The sequence below is a fragment of the Pseudomonas sp. 14P_8.1_Bac3 genome, from assembly GCF_025466085.1.
Classification (GTDB): domain Bacteria; phylum Pseudomonadota; class Gammaproteobacteria; order Pseudomonadales; family Pseudomonadaceae; genus Aquipseudomonas.
In genome coordinates this window covers 98,885-116,129 of sequence record NZ_JANLOD010000069.1, presented here as the reverse complement: position 1 = coordinate 116,129, position 17,245 = coordinate 98,885, and the positions used below count along the sequence as shown (strand labels likewise).

Annotated in this window: 15 protein-coding genes; 10 read left to right on the top strand and 5 right to left on the bottom strand. The window is 56.4% G+C overall.

Going from position 1 to position 17,245, the window contains the following annotated elements; translation table 11 throughout:
- The first annotated feature begins 2 nt into the window (after positions 1-2).
- Positions 3-536: a D-glycero-beta-D-manno-heptose 1,7-bisphosphate 7-phosphatase gene (gene gmhB, locus NTD84_RS24510; protein ID WP_262170970.1), complete on the top strand. Its 534-nt coding sequence runs from the start codon at positions 3-5 to the stop codon at positions 534-536.
- An 82-nt stretch (positions 537-618) separates the two neighbouring features.
- Positions 619-1,398, top strand: a complete 780-nt coding sequence (locus NTD84_RS24505; RefSeq protein WP_262170968.1) for a lysophospholipid acyltransferase family protein — start codon at positions 619-621, stop codon at positions 1,396-1,398.
- A 179-nt stretch (positions 1,399-1,577) separates the two neighbouring features.
- Here the strand turns inward: NTD84_RS24505 and tssD are convergent, their stop codons facing one another.
- The 5 genes from tssD to dnaA form a co-directional block, all read right to left on the bottom strand.
- Positions 1,578-2,090 carry a type VI secretion system tube protein TssD gene (gene tssD, locus NTD84_RS24500; RefSeq protein WP_262170966.1) on the bottom strand — a complete coding sequence of 171 codons (513 nt, stop codon included), beginning with the start codon at positions 2,088-2,090 and terminating at the stop codon, positions 1,578-1,580.
- Positions 2,091-2,322: 232 nt separating this feature from the next.
- Complete coding sequence (gene gyrB, locus NTD84_RS24495; protein ID WP_262170964.1) at positions 2,323-4,740, bottom strand: DNA topoisomerase (ATP-hydrolyzing) subunit B; 2,418 nt, start codon at positions 4,738-4,740, stop codon at positions 2,323-2,325.
- 5 nt (positions 4,741-4,745) lie between these two features.
- Positions 4,746-5,849, bottom strand: coding sequence for a DNA replication/repair protein RecF (recF, locus tag NTD84_RS24490; protein ID WP_262170962.1), 1,104 nt, complete (start codon positions 5,847-5,849; stop codon positions 4,746-4,748).
- Between the two features lie 20 nt (positions 5,850-5,869).
- Positions 5,870-6,973 (bottom strand): DNA polymerase III subunit beta, encoded by a 1,104-nt coding sequence (gene dnaN, locus NTD84_RS24485; protein ID WP_017341709.1) that lies wholly within the window; start codon positions 6,971-6,973, stop codon positions 5,870-5,872.
- Positions 6,974-7,012: 39 nt separating this feature from the next.
- On the bottom strand, positions 7,013-8,527 hold the full coding sequence (dnaA, locus tag NTD84_RS24480; protein WP_262170958.1) for a chromosomal replication initiator protein DnaA: 1,515 nt from the start codon (positions 8,525-8,527) through the stop codon (positions 7,013-7,015).
- A gap of 566 nt (positions 8,528-9,093) precedes the next feature.
- Here dnaA and rpmH point away from each other — a divergent pair.
- The 8 genes from rpmH (at position 9,094) to NTD84_RS24440 (ending at position 17,237) form a co-directional block, all read left to right on the top strand.
- On the top strand, positions 9,094-9,228 hold the full coding sequence (gene rpmH / locus NTD84_RS24475; RefSeq protein ID WP_003213577.1) for a 50S ribosomal protein L34: 135 nt from the start codon (positions 9,094-9,096) through the stop codon (positions 9,226-9,228).
- A gap of 16 nt (positions 9,229-9,244) precedes the next feature.
- A complete protein-coding gene (rnpA, locus tag NTD84_RS24470) occupies positions 9,245-9,646 on the top strand; it encodes a ribonuclease P protein component (protein WP_028620331.1) in 402 nt (133 codons plus the stop codon).
- Complete coding sequence (yidD, locus tag NTD84_RS24465; RefSeq protein WP_010207715.1) at positions 9,639-9,884, top strand: membrane protein insertion efficiency factor YidD; 246 nt, start codon at positions 9,639-9,641, stop codon at positions 9,882-9,884. The genes rnpA and yidD overlap by 8 nt, the downstream gene beginning before the upstream one ends.
- A gap of 2 nt (positions 9,885-9,886) precedes the next feature.
- Positions 9,887-11,572, top strand: a complete 1,686-nt coding sequence (gene yidC / locus NTD84_RS24460) for a membrane protein insertase YidC (RefSeq protein ID WP_262170956.1) — start codon at positions 9,887-9,889, stop codon at positions 11,570-11,572.
- Positions 11,573-11,651: 79 nt separating this feature from the next.
- Positions 11,652-13,022 carry a tRNA uridine-5-carboxymethylaminomethyl(34) synthesis GTPase MnmE gene (gene mnmE, locus NTD84_RS24455; protein ID WP_262170954.1) on the top strand — a complete coding sequence of 457 codons (1,371 nt, stop codon included), beginning with the start codon at positions 11,652-11,654 and terminating at the stop codon, positions 13,020-13,022.
- 859 nt (positions 13,023-13,881) lie between these two features.
- Complete coding sequence (mnmG, locus tag NTD84_RS24450) at positions 13,882-15,780, top strand: tRNA uridine-5-carboxymethylaminomethyl(34) synthesis enzyme MnmG (protein WP_262170952.1); 1,899 nt, start codon at positions 13,882-13,884, stop codon at positions 15,778-15,780.
- Positions 15,777-16,421, top strand: coding sequence for a 16S rRNA (guanine(527)-N(7))-methyltransferase RsmG (rsmG, locus tag NTD84_RS24445; RefSeq protein WP_262170950.1), 645 nt, complete (start codon positions 15,777-15,779; stop codon positions 16,419-16,421). The genes mnmG and rsmG overlap by 4 nt, the downstream gene beginning before the upstream one ends.
- An 18-nt stretch (positions 16,422-16,439) precedes the next feature.
- A complete protein-coding gene (locus NTD84_RS24440) occupies positions 16,440-17,237 on the top strand; it encodes a ParA family protein (RefSeq protein WP_262170948.1) in 798 nt (265 codons plus the stop codon).
- Positions 17,238-17,245 lie beyond the last annotated feature (8 nt).

Genomic DNA, 17,245 nt, shown 5'->3' with positions numbered 1-17,245 from the left:
GTTTGAAACTGCTGATTCTCGATCGGGACGGGGTGATCAACTACGACTCCGACGCTTACATCAAGTCGGTGGCGGAGTGGATTCCGCTTCCCGGCTCCATCGAAGCCATCGCGCAGTTGAGCAAGGCCGGCTGGACGGTAGCCGTCGCTACCAACCAGTCCGGCATCGCTCGCGGCTATTACGACATCGCTACCCTGGACGCCATGCATGAGCGCTTGCGCTCGCTGGTGGCGGAGCAGGGCGGTGAAGTCGGGCTGATCGTCTACTGCCCGCACGGACCGGACGACGGCTGCGAATGCCGCAAGCCAAAACCCGGGATGTTGAAAACCATCGCCGCGCATTACAACGTATCGCTGACTAATCTATGGTTCGTCGGCGATACGCTCGGTGACCTGGAAGCCGCCAAAGCCGTCGATTCACAGCCAGTTTTGGTAAAGACCGGAAAAGGCGAAAAAATGTTGGGCAAGACCTTGCCGGTGGGCACCTTGATTTTTGACGATCTTGCGGCGATTGCCGCAGAACTTATCCACAATTAGAGTGCTTTCGAATTTCCTGACCAAGGATTGATCGGGAGTGCGCTTTATATAGACGGGCAGAGCCCGCACGGTAAACGTCGCCATGTCGATACTGCAGGCCATCAGAACCTTCCTCTTTTACCTGCTGCTGGGCACCAGCTCGTTGCTCTGGTGCAGCCTGAGCTTTTTTATCGCGCCTTTTCTGCCGTTCAAGGCGCGCTATCGCTTTATCAACGTTTACTGGTGCCGATGCGCTCTTTGGCTGAGCAAAGTCTTTCTCGGCATCAGCTATGAAGTGAAGGGCGCCGAGAACGTGCCCGGCCAGCCCTGCGTGATCCAATCGAATCACCAGAGCACCTGGGAGACGTTCTTCCTCTCGGCCTACTTCGAGCCGTTGAGCCAAGTGCTGAAGCGCTCTTTGCTGTTCGTACCGTTCTTCGGTTGGGCCATGGCCATGCTGCGGCCAATCGCCATTGATCGCGACAACCCGAAAGCGGCGCTCAAGCATGTGGCAAAAAAAGGCGATGAGCTGTTGAAAGATGGTGTCTGGGTACTGATCTTCCCTGAAGGCACGCGAGTCCCTTACGGCACCATCGGAAAATTCTCTCGGGGTGGTACGGCGCTAGCCGTTAACGCAGCCCTGCCGGTATTGCCGATTGCGCACAATGCCGGCAAGTTCTGGCCGAAAACCGGCTGGGCAAAGCAGCAAGGTGTGATCACGGTGATCATTGGCGAACCAATGTACGCCGAGGGCAATGGGCCGCGGGCCATTGCCAATCTCAATGATCGGGTTCAAGCCTGGAACGAGCAGATGCAACGGGAAATGGGCTCGCTTCCGCCCGCGCCTCAAGCGCCGGCCGCCAGTGATCAGGTGGCTGTTTGAAATTCTGTGGATAACCTGTGCACCGTTTCGCTCAAAAATGGCGTAATTTGTTTTTAAGCTTATGATTTATATACATATTTCTTAAGTTCATAAAATTGCGAAAAAGGTGCATAAGTTTTTTAAAGGCGTAAAAAAACCGGCTGATATAGCCGGTTTTTTTATGGGCTGTTTTCCCCAGTTCAACTCAATTTTGCTGTGCGCAAATCATAGGACACTTGGGTGTTGGCGCCGAGATGAGTCCAGGTAATTCGCTGATAGGCGAAGTAGACATCCTCGACATGTGAAAAGTTATCGGACCTCGGATCGTTGGTTGTTTGCACGTCTACCACCGTGGCTTCTTCGAGAGCGATGGCGTAGTAGGGTTCGTCAGCCCCTGTCTCAGGCGATGGCCGATACCAGACCAATTCGAATTCAAGGAGCTTCTCACTCGAATTCAAGGCGCCCATTATCAGCGGTGACGACTTATCGACAAGCTTCCTGATCATTAGAGGTTTGTGCACTGCGGGGCGACCTGAAGGCAGCCCGGTTTGAACATCACGTGGAACAATGATTTGATGGCAAAAGTTCTGGATCAATATTTGATCAACCAGCTCAGTCCGATAGTCATGGCCAATTGACTCCTCCGATGCCACGCCAGAAGAAATAAATCCCGATTTGCTTCCTTTTATCAGCAAGTATGCGCTTGTTGACATAACTTCCTTTCCTTATCAATGTGCCAAAAATTGCTCCCGCAAGTCATACCTTGACGAGGTGGCCGTAGGATAAAGGCCGTTAGAGATACCGTATGTAGGACGTTTCTGTGAGCCGCTGCGGTATTGGGCTTGCGTGTTATAGGAACAGCGTCGGAATCAGGACGATTAATCTGACGGCGAAAAAAAAGGCCAGCGCAATGCGCTGGCCTTTTTGGTTGGCAATTGTCCTGGATCAGAAATCCAGGTTGGAAACCGCCAATGCATTGCTCTCGATGAAGTCACGACGAGGTTCGACCGCATCACCCATCAGAGTGTTGAAGATCTGGTCCGCGCCAATGGCGTCTTCGATGGTCACTTTGAGCATCCGGCGCTGGCTTGGGTCCATGGTGGTTTCCCACAGCTGATCCGGGTTCATTTCACCCAGACCTTTGTAGCGCTGGATGGTGTGACGCTTGGTGCTTTCAGTCATCAGCCATTCAAGGGCTTCCTTGAACTCGGTAACCGGCTTCTTGCGCTCGCCGCGCTGGATGTACGCGCCTTCGTCCAACAAGGTGCTCAGTTGAGCGCCCAGGGAGACGACGGTCTTGTAATCGTTGCTGCCGAAGAAGTCGCGGTTGAACGTGACGTAATTCGACAGGCCGTGAGAGATCAGTTCGACCTCAGGCAGCCAGACGTTACGTTCACGGTCTTCACGCAGGCTGGCTTTGTAAACCAGACCCGACTTCTCCACGGTGCGCAGGCGAACTTCGTACTTGGTCAGCCAATCCTGCATCGCTGCATGATCGGACAACTGTTCCATGCTCACCGCTGGCAGGTAGATGAAGTGCTCGGTCAACTCCTGCGGATACAGGCGCGACAGACGCTTGAGCGTCTTCATCACCAAACGGAAGTCGTTCACCAGGCGCTCAAGGGCTTCGCCGGAAATACCCGGGGCTTCCTCGTTCAGGTGCAGGCTCGCATCTTCCAGGGCCGACTGCGTCATGTACTCTTCCATGGCGTCATCGTCTTTGATGTACTGCTCTTGCTTGCCTTTCTTTACCTTGTACAGCGGTGGCTGAGCGATGTAGATGTAGCCGCGCTCGATCAACTCCGGCAACTGACGGAAGAAGAACGTCAGCAGCAGGGTACGGATGTGCGAACCGTCGACGTCAGCATCGGTCATGATGATGATGTTGTGATAGCGCAGCTTCTCGATGTTGTATTCGTCGCGGCCGATGCCGCAGCCCAGCGCGGTGATCAAGGTGCCGACTTCCTGAGAAGAGATCATCTTGTCGAAACGCGCCTTCTCGACGTTGAGGATCTTGCCCTTCAACGGCAGGATTGCCTGAGTCTTGCGGTTACGTCCCTGCTTGGCGGAGCCGCCAGCAGAGTCACCTTCCACGAGGTACAGTTCGGAGAGGGCAGGGTCCTTCTCCTGGCAGTCAGCCAGTTTGCCCGGCAGACCGGCAATATCCAGCGCGCCTTTACGACGGGTCATCTCACGGGCTTTACGAGCCGCTTCACGGGCACGCGCTGCGTCGATCATCTTGCCGACAACCAGCTTGGCCTCGTTCGGGTTTTCCAGCAGGAAGTCGGAGAAGTACTTGCCCATTTCCTGTTCGACCGCGGTCTTCACTTCGGAAGACACCAGCTTGTCTTTGGTCTGGGAGCTGAACTTCGGATCCGGCACCTTCACCGAGATAATCGCCGTCAAGCCTTCACGGGCGTCATCACCGGTGGTGGCGACCTTGTGCTTCTTGGCCAGGCCTTCGGCCTCGATGTAGGTGTTCAGGTTACGCGTCAGTGCGGAACGGAAACCCACCAAGTGAGTGCCGCCATCGCGTTGCGGAATGTTGTTGGTGAAGCACAACAGGTTCTCATTGAAGCTGTCATTCCACTGCAGGGCGATTTCCACGCCAATACCGTCGTCACGCTGGACGTTGAAGTGGAAGACCTGGTTGACCGGAGTCTTGTTGGTGTTCAGGTATTCAACGAACGCACGCAGGCCGCCTTCGTATTTGAACAGCTCTTCCTTACCGCTGCGCTCGTCCTTGAGGACGATGCCGACACCGGAGTTGAGGAAGGACAGTTCACGGATCCGCTTGGCCAGGATGTCCCAGCTGAAATGGATGTTCTTGAAGGTGTCAGCCGATGGCTTGAAGTGAATCTGGGTACCGGTGGTTTCGCTTTCACCAACGATTTTCATCGGTTCTTGCGGAACGCCATGGACGTAAGTCTGTTCCCAGATTTTGCCGCTGCGGCGAACGGTCAGGATCAGCTCTTCTGACAGTGCGTTCACCACCGAAACGCCCACACCGTGCAGACCGCCGGATACTTTGTAGGAGTTATCGTCGAACTTACCGCCGGCGTGCAGTACGGTCATGATGACCTCAGCTGCGGATACGCCTTCTTCTTTATGCACGTCTACTGGGATGCCACGACCGTTGTCGCGAACGGTGATGGATTCGTCCGGATGGATGATGATGCTGATGTCGTCGCAATGGCCTGCCAAAGCTTCGTCGATCGAGTTATCGACCACCTCGAACACCATGTGGTGCAGACCGCTGCCATCGTCGGTGTCACCAATGTACATACCGGGACGTTTGCGTACGGCATCCAGGCCTTTCAGCACTTTAATGCTCGTTGAGTCGTACGTATTTTCTTCGCTCAATGCCTTCACTCCCGATGGTCGTGGGTCTGGGTGATACGGCCCTGTTCCACGTGGAACAGAGCGACTGGCGTTTCCGTCTGCCAGCCGTCCCTCAATAATTCGTGATCTACACAGGTGATAAACACCTGGCAGCGTAAGTCTTCCAACAAGCGGCAAAGCGCGCGACGGTGATGCTCGTCCAGCTCGGACGGCAAGTCATCCACCAGATAAATACACTGGCCGCGACGGGCCTGGCTCACCAGATGCCCTTGAGCAATCCGCAAGGCACAGACCACCAGCTTCTGCTGTCCGCGGGACAATATATCCGCGGCATTATGTGCGCCCAATCTGAGACGCAAATCAGCGCGCTGTGGTCCGGCCTGGGTATGGCCCATTTGCTGATCCCGCTGCAGGGATCCGGCGAGCACGGCACTCAATTCGCGGTCCTTGTCCCAACCTCGGTAATAGCTGAGCGTCAAACCCTCAAGCTCAACCAGTTCGCTCAAGGTCTGTTCAAAGACTGGCTTCAAGGCTTTGATGTAAGCGCGGCGGTATTCATCGATTTCAGCGCTGGCCTGGCACAGTTCCCTGTCCCAAACCGCTTGCGAAACGGCGTCAAGTGTACCATGCCGCAGCCAAGAGTTTCTCTGGCGCAGGGCCTTCTGCAAGCGTTGCCAGGTGGACATGAATCGCGGTTCCACGTGGAACACGCCCCAGTCGAGAAACTGTCGGCGAATCTTCGGTGCGCCTTCCAGCAAGCGGAAACTGTCTGGGTTGATCAGCTGTAAAGGCAGGATCTCTGCCAGCTGTGCCGCGCTGCGGGCGTTTTGCCCATCAATGCGGATTTGGAACTCGCCTTGACGGTCGCGAGATATCCCCAGCGCGCTATTCCCACCCTCGGCCAGTTCGACCTGGCCGAACACCGTGCACGCCAGTTGCTCGTACTGGATAACCGGCAGCAGGCGGGTGCTACGAAACGAACGGGCAAGCCCCAGCAGGTGAATGGCTTCCAGAACACTGGTTTTGCCGCTGCCGTTGGCGCCGTAAAGAATGTTGATTCGGGGAGACGGGGAGAAGGTCACCGGGTGCAGATTGCGCACCGCGGTGACCGAGACGCGACTTAAGGACATCTAGCTTCTGCTGGGCATGATTACAGACGCATCGGCATGACGACGTAGGCCGAGTCATCGTTGTCGGACTCTTGCACGAGTGCACTGCTGTTGGAGTCAGAGAGGATCAGCCGAACCTGTTCTGTGGTCATTACGCCCAATACGTCGAGCAGGTAGCTCACGTTGAAACCAATTTCCAGGTTGCCACCGTTGTATTCAACGCCGACTTCTTCTTCCGCTTCTTCCTGCTCAGGGTTGTTGGCCTGGATTTTCAGCTGACCATTGGCCAACTGCAGACGGATACCGCGGTACTTCTCGTTGGACAGGATCGCGGTACGGCTGAACGCTTCACGCAAGGCCTGGCGATCGCCCAACACCAGCTTGTCGCCACCCTTGGGCAGCACGCGCTCGTAGTCCGGGAATTTACCGTCGACCAGTTTCGAGGTGAAGGTGAACTCGCCGGTGGTGGCGCGAATGTGATGCTGGCCCAGAACGATGCTGACAATGCCGTCCGGCTCGGTCAGCAGACGCGCCAGCTCAAGGATGCCCTTGCGTGGCACGATCACCTGGTGGCGATCCGGCTGGCCGATGTCGGCCTGCATCGAGCACATGGCCAGACGGTGACCGTCGGTGGCCACAGCGCGGATGATCCCGGCGGAAACTTCCAACAGCATACCGTTCAGGTAGTAACGCACGTCCTGCTGGGCCATGGCGAAGCTGGTGCGTTCGATCAAGCGGCGCAGTTTGCTTTGCTCAAGGCTGCAAGTGAGCGAGCCTGGACCTTCTTCAACGGTCGGAAAATCGTTGGCTGGCAGGGTCGACAGGGTGAAACGGCTACGGCCGGCCTTCACCACCAGCTTCTGCTCGTCGACCTTGATGTCGATCAGCGCGTCGTTCGGCAAGCTCTTGCAGATGTCCATCAGCTTGCGCGCAGGCACGGTGATGGAACCCGGGTCCGCAGGCTCTTCGAGTTGTACACGACCGACCAGCTCGACTTCCAGGTCGGTACCGGTCAGCGACAGTTGCTGGCCTTCGACAACCAGCAGCACGTTGGAAAGCACCGGCAAGGTCTGTCGGCGCTCAACGACGCCTGCGACCAGTTGCAGGGGTTTCAACAGGGCTTCGCGTTGAATGGTGAAATGCATGGTCTAGTCCCTTGCCTTAATAAGCTGCGCTGGTGTTCATCAAGTGGTCAGTGTACGCAGCAGGTTCTTGTAGTCCTCGCGGATGTCCGCGTCGGATTCCTTAAGCTCGTTGATCTTGCGGCAGGCGTGCAAAACAGTGGTGTGGTCGCGGCCGCCAAACACATCGCCGATTTCCGGCAGGCTGTGGTTAGTCAACTCCTTGGACAACGCCATGGCAACCTGACGCGGACGTGCGACCGAGCGCGAGCGACGCTTGGACAGCAGGTCGGAAATCTTGATCTTGTAGTACTCGGCGACAGTGCGCTGAATGTTATCCACAGAGACCAGCTTGTCTTGCAGTGCCAACAGATCTTTCAGGGATTCGCGGATCAGCTCGATGGTGATGTCGCGGCCCATGAAGTGCGAGTGGGCGATCACGCGCTTGAGCGCGCCTTCCAGCTCTCGCACGTTGGAACGAATACGCTGAGCGATGAAGAAAGCCGCATCGTGAGGCAGATCGACTTTGGCCTGGTCGGCCTTTTTCATCAGGATCGCCACGCGAGTTTCCAGTTCCGGCGGCTCGACGGCAACCGTCAGGCCCCAGCCAAAACGGGATTTGAGACGTTCTTCAAGCCCTTCGATTTCTTTCGGATAGCGATCACTGGTGAGAATGACCTGCTGACCCCCTTCGAGCAAGGCGTTGAAGGTGTGGAAGAATTCTTCCTGGGATCGCTCTTTGCGCGCGAAGAACTGAATGTCATCGATCAGCAACGCATCCACCGAGCGGTAGAAACGCTTGAATTCGTTGATGGCGTTCAGTTGCAGCGCCTTGACCATGTCGGCCACGAAACGCTCCGAATGCAGGTAAACGACCTTGGCATTCGGGTTCTTCTTTAATAGATGGTTACCCACCGCGTGCATCAAGTGGGTCTTACCCAGGCCAACACCGCCATAAAGGAAGAGCGGGTTGTAACCGTGCTTGGGGTTGTCCGCCACCTGCCAGGCCGCGGCCCGCGCCAGTTGGTTGGACTTGCCCTCGACGAAATTCTCGAAGGTAAAGGTGCGGTTCAGGTAGCTGGTGTGCTTGAGCGCCCCTTCTACCTGCACAGTGCGCTGTTCGGAGCGCACCGGAGCCTGCTGCGAACTGGCACCTGCCATCGGGTCGAAACTGTCGCGCGATGGCTCTTCACTGACGTCCGCTACTTTTTGCGTCGAACGCTTTGGCGTGGACGCTTGGGTAGGCGCAGGCGCACTCGGCGCTTGAGCTGCCTGCGCCTGTGACGCCGCAGCAGCCAGCGGTGCATTCGGCGCCGCACGAGGAACCGAGCTGCGTTTGCTGCCTATTAATAAGGAGAGCGCTGGCGCCACGCCGTTGCCATGCTCATCCAGCAGCTCAAGGACACGACCCAGGTACTTTTCATTAACCCAGTCGAGAACAAAACGATTCGGTGCGTAGACACGCAACTCGTCGCCTTCGGCTTCGACCTGTAGTGGACGGATCCAAGTGTTGAATTGTTGGGCAGGCAGCTCATCGCGCAAAAGCTCCACGCACTGCTGCCAAAGTTCCACTGACACGGATATCCCCTAAGTTGAAAGCCGGTGAGGCAAAAACAAGCGGCCATTGTAGCGATCAGACGCCGACTTATCCACACGAAGGTTGTGCACCGACCAAGAAGAATCAACGCGTTATACGCAAAAAAGACGACCAATGGTCTGTGCATAAGCTCTGTGGATAACCGCCCTTGAGGTCATTGCACAAGTGGGGGCGAAACTCGGTGGATAACTGGCCTGTGGATAACAACCCCTTTCACCCACAGGTTATCCGACAGCGCAGCACAGGCTGACCACCGTTTTCCAGCGTAGTTGTCATCCTCTGTACATCACGTCTTTGAAGGCCTTAAGGCAGTTATCCACAGAAGATCGTTGCTCTAGCTTTTATAAGCTTTACAGAAAAGCTTTAAATACTTTCCTTCTTTATTTTTATATTTGGCCAAGGTTGAAGGCGAGCAAAACCACCGGAGATCTATTTATAAGGAAACGCTGGTTGGAAATTGACCTAGAGGCTTGCTTTCTCTAGAATCCCCGGTCTCTTAAAACGGGGGCCATTCCGGCCCGTTGTGGACGAACCAGGTAACACGACAATGAAACGTACTTTCCAACCAAGCACTATCAAACGCGCTCGTACCCACGGTTTCCGTGCTCGCATGGCTACCAAGAACGGTCGTGCCGTCCTGTCGCGTCGTCGCGCCAAAGGTCGTGCGCGTCTGGCAGTTTGATAATCCGGCACTGGAGGTGAGTCAGGACTTCAGTCGGGAAAAGCGTCTGCTTACTCCCCGGCATTTCAAGGCGGTCTTTGACTCCCCTACCGGCAAGGTTCCGGGGAAAAATCTCCTGCTCCTTGCGCGCAACAACGATCTTGATCACCCCCGTCTCGGGCTGGTTATCGGGAAAAAGAGCGTAAAGCTCTCCGTCGAGCGCAATCGCCTCAAACGTCTGATGCGCGAATCGTTCCGTCTGAACCAGGATTCGCTGGTCGGCTGGGACATTGTTATCGTCGCGCGCAAAGGTTTGGGTGACGTAGAAAACCCCGAATTGATTCAGCATTTCGGCAAGCTCTGGAAGCGTCTGGCACGCAGCACGCCAGTACCAGCAGTCAAAACCGAAACTGTAGGGGTAGACAGTCCCGATGCGTAAACTGGCACTCGTTCCGATCCAGTTTTACCGCTATGCCATTAGTCCCCTGATGGCCAGTCACTGTCGTTTCTACCCCAGTTGTTCCTGCTACGCGTTAGAAGCCATAGAAAATCATGGCCTTCTGCGCGGTGGCTGGCTGACCTTTCGTCGTTTAGGTCGCTGTCATCCGTGGAATCCCGGTGGTTATGACCCGGTTCCACCTATCCCTACCTCCCGTTCTTCTTCGATGGCCGAGTAATCATGGATATCAAACGCACGATCCTGATCGTCGCCCTGGCAATCGTGTCCTACGTTATGGTTCTTAAATGGAACCAGGACTATGGCCAGGCTGCCCTGCCGACTCAGAATGTTGCTTCCAGTACTACCGCACCGGGCCTACCGGATACGGCGACTGGCAATAATGCTTCTGTCAGTGACGACATTCCACGCGCCGCAAGCGATACCAGTGCCACTGCACCTGCTGAAACGCCAGTAGCTGTAAGCAAAGACCTCATCCAGATCAAAACGGATGTGCTCAACCTGGCAATCGATCCACAAGGTGGCGATGTTGCCCAATTGACGCTGCCGCTGTATCCACGTCGCCAAGACCATCCGGAAATTCCATTCCAGTTGTTCGATAACGGCAACGAGCGGACGTATCTGGCCCAGAGCGGTCTGATCGGCGCCGATGGCCCGGACGCAAGTCCTGCCGGTCGTCCGGTTTACTCCTCGGAGAAGAAGATCTATCAACTGGCTGACGGTCAGGACCAATTGGTCGTTGACCTGAAGTTCAGTAAAGACGGCGTCAACTACATCAAGCGTTTCACCGTGAAACGTGGCCTGTATGACGTAACCGTTTCTTACCTGATCGACAATGAAAGCGCCAAGCCCTGGTCCGGCGCAATGTTCGCGCAGCTCAAGCGTGACGCCAGCTCCGATCCTTCTTCCAGCACTGCCACCGGCACCGCGACTTACCTGGGCGCCGCCCTGTGGACAAGTAACGAGCCGTACAAGAAAGTGTCGATGAAAGACATGGACAAGGCTCAGCTGAAAGAAACCGTCAACGGTGGTTGGGTTGCCTGGCTGCAGCACTACTTCGTGACGGCATGGATTCCGGCGAAGGGCGAAAACAACGTCGTCCAGACCCGTAAAGACAGCAAAGGCAACTACATCATCGGCTACACCGCCCCGGCAATCACTGTTGCCCCGGGTGCGAAAGCCGAGACCAGCGCTGTTCTGTACGCCGGCCCGAAAAGCCAGGCCGTGCTGAAAGAGTTGTCCCCAGGCCTGGAACTGACTGTCGACTACGGCATTCTGTGGTTCATTGCCCAGCCAATCTTCTGGCTGTTGCAACACATCCACGCGCTGGTCGGTAACTGGGGTTGGTCGATCATCTTCCTGACCATGCTGATCAAGGGGATTTTCTTCCCGCTGTCGGCTGCCAGCTACAAATCCATGGCCCGTATGCGCGCAGTGGCACCGAAACTGGCTGCCCTGAAAGAGCAACATGGCGATGACCGGCAGAAAATGTCGCAAGCCATGATGGAGCTGTACAAGAAAGAAAAGATCAATCCGCTGGGTGGTTGCTTGCCAATCCTCGTGCAGATGCCGGTATTCCTTTCGTTGTACTGGGTTCTGCTGGAAAGCGTTGAAATGCGCCAGGCGCCGTTCATGCTGTGGATCACCGACCTGTCGATCAAGGATCCGTTCTTCATTCTGCCGATCATCATGGGTGCAACCATGTTCATTCAGCAGCAGTTGAACCCGACACCTCCGGACCCGATGCAGGCCAAGGTGATGAAGCTGATGCCAATCATCTTCACCTTCTTCTTCCTGTGGTTCCCGGCGGGTCTGGTCCTGTACTGGGTAGTGAACAACTGCCTGTCGATCGCCCAACAGTGGTACATCACACGTAAGATCGAAGCGGCTACCAAGGCAGCTGCCTGATTTACACTGTGGATAACCACTCAAAACGCCCCCTAGTGGGGCGTTTTGCTATCTGTCACTTTTGTCTGGATATCGGTTTATGAGCGCTCCTCGTGAAACCATCGCCGCCGTCGCCACCGCTCAAGGTCGTGGCGGTGTGGGCATCGTCCGTATTTCCGGGCCGCTGGCAGCTGCAGCGGCCAAGGCATTCAGCGGTCGTGAGCTCAAGCCGCGTTTTGCCCATTACGGTCCGTTTTTCGGTTTGAACGGGGAAGTCCTCGACCAAGGCATCGCTTTGTATTTCCCGGGCCCGAATTCATTTACCGGTGAAGATGTCCTGGAACTACAGGGGCACGGTGGCCCGGTCGTGCTGGATATGTTGCTCAAGCGTTGCCTGGAATTGGGATGTCGCCTGGCCCGGCCGGGAGAATTCAGCGAACGGGCATTCCTCAATGACAAGCTCGACCTGGCTCAAGCTGAAGCCATTGCCGATTTGATCGAGGCCAGTTCTGCACAGGCAGCGCGCAATGCGCTGCGATCCTTGCAAGGCGCCTTTTCTGAACGTGTGCATAACCTTACCGAGCAGCTGATCGGCCTGCGGATCTATGTTGAAGCGGCCATCGACTTTCCGGAAGAAGAAATCGACTTTCTTGCCGATGGCCACGTGCTGAGCATGCTCGATAAAGTGCGCGAAGAGTTATCCACAGTCCTGCGTGAAGCCGGGCAGGGTGCTTTATTGAGAGACGGTATGACCGTGGTAATCGCCGGTCGCCCTAACGCCGGTAAATCCAGCCTGTTGAATGCGCTCGCCGGTCGCGAGGCAGCGATCGTGACCGAAATCGCCGGCACGACCCGAGACATTCTTCGCGAACATATCCACATCGATGGCATGCCGTTGCACGTGGTCGACACCGCGGGTCTGCGGGACACCGATGACCAGGTGGAGAAGATTGGTGTTGAACGGGCGTTGAAAGCCATTGGCGAGGCCGATCGAGTGTTGCTGGTGGTCGACGCAACCGCCCCTGAAGCGCTCGATCCGTTTGCATTGTGGCCGGAGTTTCTTGAGGTGCGCCCCGATCCGGCCAAAGTCACCTTGATCCGCAACAAAGCGGACCTGACGGGTGAAGCGATCGCTCTGGAAGTCAGCACGGATGGCCATGTCACCCTTAGCTTGAGCGCCAAATCGGCCGGAGAGGGTCTGGAACTGCTGCGCGATCATCTCAAGGCGTGCATGGGCTACGAACAGACCTCGGAAAGCAGCTTCAGCGCTCGCCGGCGGCACCTCGAGGCATTGCGCCACGCCAGTGCGTCGCTCGAGCATGGTCGCGCGCAGTTGACCCTGGCAGGCGCGGGCGAACTGTTGGCAGAAGATTTGCGACAGGCGCAGCAATCGTTGGGGGAAATCACTGGCGCATTCAGTTCGGATGATCTGCTGGGAAGAATCTTTTCCAGCTTCTGTATCGGGAAATAGGACGTCGGTCCTGCGATTGAAATCTGCGGGTTGTGGGTAATTTATCCACAATCCGCAGCGTTATTAGCACCCGTTGTGCGAAACCGAGCCAAGCAGGGTTCGTGTTTAACCCAATAGCACTGCCCCCTTCGTTACACCCCGAAACGTATTTTCTTATCGAACAGGTTTCGCGTTCAGGTCGACGCTCCAGTTGCGGTCGATCTGATAACCAGTTACGGCGTCCACTGCGCTATATCGCCGGCATCCAGCTTCCCATAAGGCGTCGGCTCTCGCCGAGACGGCGGTAACTGGATGTGGTCGCGCCGACGATAACGATCGTTCACCAAACCGATAGTCCTTGGTCTCGCAAATCTGCGCGGCATAGCGCTCTTTTAAAGACTTGGCGCCATTCTGGTAACGCTGGCGGGATGTCTGTGTCCGAGATTCAGGTTGAGAGACACTTTTCTGTGGATTAAGCCCTGTGAATAACTGCCACTAAGGGCAGTTGATAACAGGGGCTGAAAACTGAAGATAACCGCCGCTGTGGATAACAACCTCATTCATCCACAGGCTTACACCGGTTATCCAAGGGCCTCATTGGCACATGGACACAGGGTTTTGGAACGCTGTACACATTGAAAATAAAGGGCTGTATCAATCTATCCACAGAAATCTTGCTCAGTAGAAATAAACATAAAAACAAAGATTTAATAAATTTCTCTCTTTTTAATTTCTATAACCTCGAGTTCTCCACAGCTGGTTAAATTTTGTGCAAAGGGTTCTTTAGGAAGGGCGAAGTCCCTATACTTGCCGACCTGGTCCAGAAACCCGGGGCCAAACTATTCCTGAATTACCTACTTAAGCAGGCACGAGGTGCGTGGTGGATTTCCCTTCCCGTTTTGAAGTGATCGTCATCGGCGGCGGTCATGCCGGTACCGAGGCAGCACTGGCGTCAGCACGTATGGGGGCAAAAACCCTGTTGCTGACGCATAACGTGGAAACCCTCGGCGCCATGAGCTGCAACCCTGCAATTGGCGGGATCGGCAAAAGTCATCTGGTCAAGGAAATCGATGCCCTCGGCGGCGCGATGGCCATGGCTACCGATAAAGGCGGCATCCAGTTCCGCGTTCTGAACAGCCGTAAAGGCCCCGCCGTGCGTGCGACCCGCGCTCAGGCTGATCGGGTTCTCTACAAAGCCGCTGTCCGCGAAGCCCTGGAAAACCAGGCGAACCTGTGGATATTTCAACAGGCCGCCGACGATCTGATCGTCGAGCAGGAACAAGTGCGCGGTGTCGTCACCCAAATGGGCCTGCGTTTCTTCGCGGACTCGGTGGTATTGACCACCGGCACCTTCCTGGGCGGACTTATCCACATCGGCATGCAGAATTATTCCGGCGGCCGCGCCGGTGATCCGCCTTCGATCGCCCTGGCCCACCGTCTGCGTGAATTGCCGCTGCGTGTCGGTCGTTTGAAAACCGGTACGCCACCGCGTATCGATGGTCGTTCTGTCGATTTCTCGGTCATGACCGAGCAAGCCGGGGATACGCCGATCCCGGTGATGTCGTTTATGGGCTCCAAGGAGCAGCACCCGAAACAGGTAAGCTGCTGGATTACCCATACCAACGCCCGGACCCACGAAATCATTGCCGCGAACCTCGATCGTTCGCCGATGTATTCCGATGCCGGGCTGATCGAAGGCATCGGGCCGCGTTATTGCCCATCGATCGAAGACAAGATCCACCGCTTTGCCGACAAGGACAGCCATCAGGTTTTCATTGAGCCAGAAGGCCTGACGACGCACGAGTTGTATCCGAACGGGATCTCCACCTCGCTGCCATTCGATGTGCAACTCCAGATTGTGCAATCGATCCGTGGCATGGAAAACGCGCACATTGTTCGCCCGGGCTACGCCATCGAGTACGACTATTTCGATCCGCGTGACCTGAAATACAGTCTCGAAACCAAAGTCATCGGCGGCCTGTTCTTCGCCGGACAAATCAACGGCACCACCGGTTACGAAGAAGCCGGCGCCCAGGGTTTGCTGGCCGGGGCCAACGCCGCTTTGCGCGCACAGGGCAAAGACGCCTGGTGCCCACGCCGCGATGAGGCGTACATCGGTGTATTGGTCGATGACCTGATCACCCTCGGAACCCAAGAGCCGTACCGGATGTTCACCTCCCGTGCCGAGTACCGCCTCATCCTGCGCGAAGACAACGCCGATCTGCGCCTGACCGAAAAAGGTCGCGAGCTGGGTCTGGTCGATGACGCGCGCTGGGCGGCCTTCTGCACCAAGCGCGAGAGCATTGAGCTGGAAGAACAACGCCTGAAAAGCACCTGGGTTCGCCCAGGCACGGAGCAGGGCGATGCGATTTCCGAAAAATTCGGCACTCCGCTGACCCACGAATACAACTTGCTCAACCTGCTGAGCCGTCCGGAAGTCGACTACGCTGGTCTGATCGCCGTGACGGGTGGGGGCGCAGAAGATCCACAGGTCGCCGAGCAGGTCGAGATCAAGACCAAGTACGCCGGTTACATCGACCGCCAGCAAGATGAAATCGCACGCCTGCGGGCCAGCGAAGATACAAAACTGCCTGTGGATATCGATTACACGAACATTTCCGGTCTCTCGAAAGAGATCCAGAGCAAGCTCGGTGCGACCCGTCCAGAGACGTTGGGCCAGGCGTCACGCATTCCGGGCGTTACACCGGCAGCTATTTCGCTGTTGATGATTCATTTGAAAAAACGCGGCGCGGGCCGTCAGTTGGAGCAAAGCGCTTGAGTTCGTTGGTCACCTCGCAACACGCCGAAGAGTTATCCACAGGTGCTCGCCAGCTCGGTGTCACACTGACAGAGGCCCAGCATGCGCAGCTGCTGGGGTATCTGGCGCTGTTGATCAAATGGAACAAGGCTTACAACCTGACCGCCGTACGCGATCCGGACGAAATGGTTTCACGGCACCTGCTCGATAGTTTGAGTGTGATGTCGTTTGTCGAAAACGGCCGCTGGCTCGACGTTGGCAGTGGCGGCGGCATGCCGGGCATTCCGTTGGCGATCCTGTTTCCGGCGTCGCAAGTGACCTGCCTGGACAGCAACGGCAAGAAAACCCGCTTTCTGACCCAGGTCAAACTCGAACTCAAACTGGATAACCTGCAAGTTATCCACAGCCGCGTCGAAGCTTTCCAGCCTGCGCAGCCGTTCAACGGGATCATTTCCCGGGCGTTCAGCAGCATGGAAAACTTCAGCAACTGGACGCGCCACCTCGGCGACGCCGATACACGCTGGCTGGCAATGAAGGGCGTTCATCCGGCCGATGAGCTGGTAGCATTGCCGGCAGACTTCCACCTCGATAGCGAACACGCCCTGGCCGTACCTGGTTGCCAAGGCCAACGCCATCTGCTGATACTGCGCCGCACGGCATGATTGGGAACACAAGCAAGAATGGCTAAGGTATTCGCGATTGCGAACCAGAAAGGTGGTGTGGGTAAAACCACCACCTGCATCAACCTCGCAGCTTCCCTGGTCGCTACCAAGCGCCGGGTGCTGTTGATCGATCTCGATCCACAGGGCAACGCCACCATGGGTAGCGGTGTGGATAAACACGGCCTGGAAAACTCGGTCTACGACCTGCTGATCGGCGAATGCGATCTGGCCCAGGCCATGCACTACTCGGAGCACGGTGGTTACCAACTGTTGCCGGCCAACCGCGACTTGACCGCGGCTGAAGTGGTGCTGCTGGAAATGCAGATGAAGGAAAGCCGCCTGCGCAGCGCATTGGCGCCCATTCGCGAAAACTACGATTACATCTTGATCGACTGCCCGCCGTCGCTGTCGATGCTGACCTTGAATGCTCTGGTCGCCGCTGACGGGGTGATTATCCCCATGCAGTGCGAATATTTTGCACTCGAAGGTTTGAGCGACCTTGTGGATAACATCAAGCGAATCGCTGAACTGCTGAACCCGGAGCTGAAAGTCGAAGGCCTGTTGCGAACCATGTACGACCCGCGCCTGAGCCTGATGAACGACGTCTCGGCGCAGCTCAAAGAGCACTTCGGCGAGCAGCTGTACGACACCGTCATTCCGCGCAACATCCGCTTGGCCGAAGCGCCAAGCTATGGCATGCCGGCGCTGGCGTATGACAAGACATCACGGGGCGCCATCGCCTACCTGGCACTGGCGGGCGAGATGGTTCGCCGTCAACGCAAAAACTCACGCACTGCCGCTGCTCAGCCAACTTAAGGAATCCC

Excerpts from the sequence above, each read along its gene's own strand:
- NTD84_RS24505 (WP_262170968.1), top strand. The coding sequence starts at position 619 with ATGTCGATACTGCAGGCCATCAGAACCTTCCTCTTTTACCTGCTGCTG.
- tssD (WP_262170966.1), bottom strand. The coding sequence starts at position 2,090 with ATGTCAACAAGCGCATACTTGCTGATAAAAGGAAGCAAATCGGGATTT.
- recF (WP_262170962.1), bottom strand. The coding sequence starts at position 5,849 with ATGTCCTTAAGTCGCGTCTCGGTCACCGCGGTGCGCAATCTGCACCCG.
- dnaN (WP_017341709.1), bottom strand. The coding sequence starts at position 6,973 with ATGCATTTCACCATTCAACGCGAAGCCCTGTTGAAACCCCTGCAACTG.
- rpmH (WP_003213577.1), top strand. The coding sequence starts at position 9,094 with ATGAAACGTACTTTCCAACCAAGCACTATCAAACGCGCTCGTACCCAC.
- yidD (WP_010207715.1), top strand. The coding sequence starts at position 9,639 with ATGCGTAAACTGGCACTCGTTCCGATCCAGTTTTACCGCTATGCCATT.
- yidC (WP_262170956.1), top strand. The coding sequence starts at position 9,887 with ATGGATATCAAACGCACGATCCTGATCGTCGCCCTGGCAATCGTGTCC.
- mnmE (WP_262170954.1), top strand. The coding sequence starts at position 11,652 with ATGAGCGCTCCTCGTGAAACCATCGCCGCCGTCGCCACCGCTCAAGGT.
- NTD84_RS24440 (WP_262170948.1), top strand. The coding sequence starts at position 16,440 with ATGGCTAAGGTATTCGCGATTGCGAACCAGAAAGGTGGTGTGGGTAAA.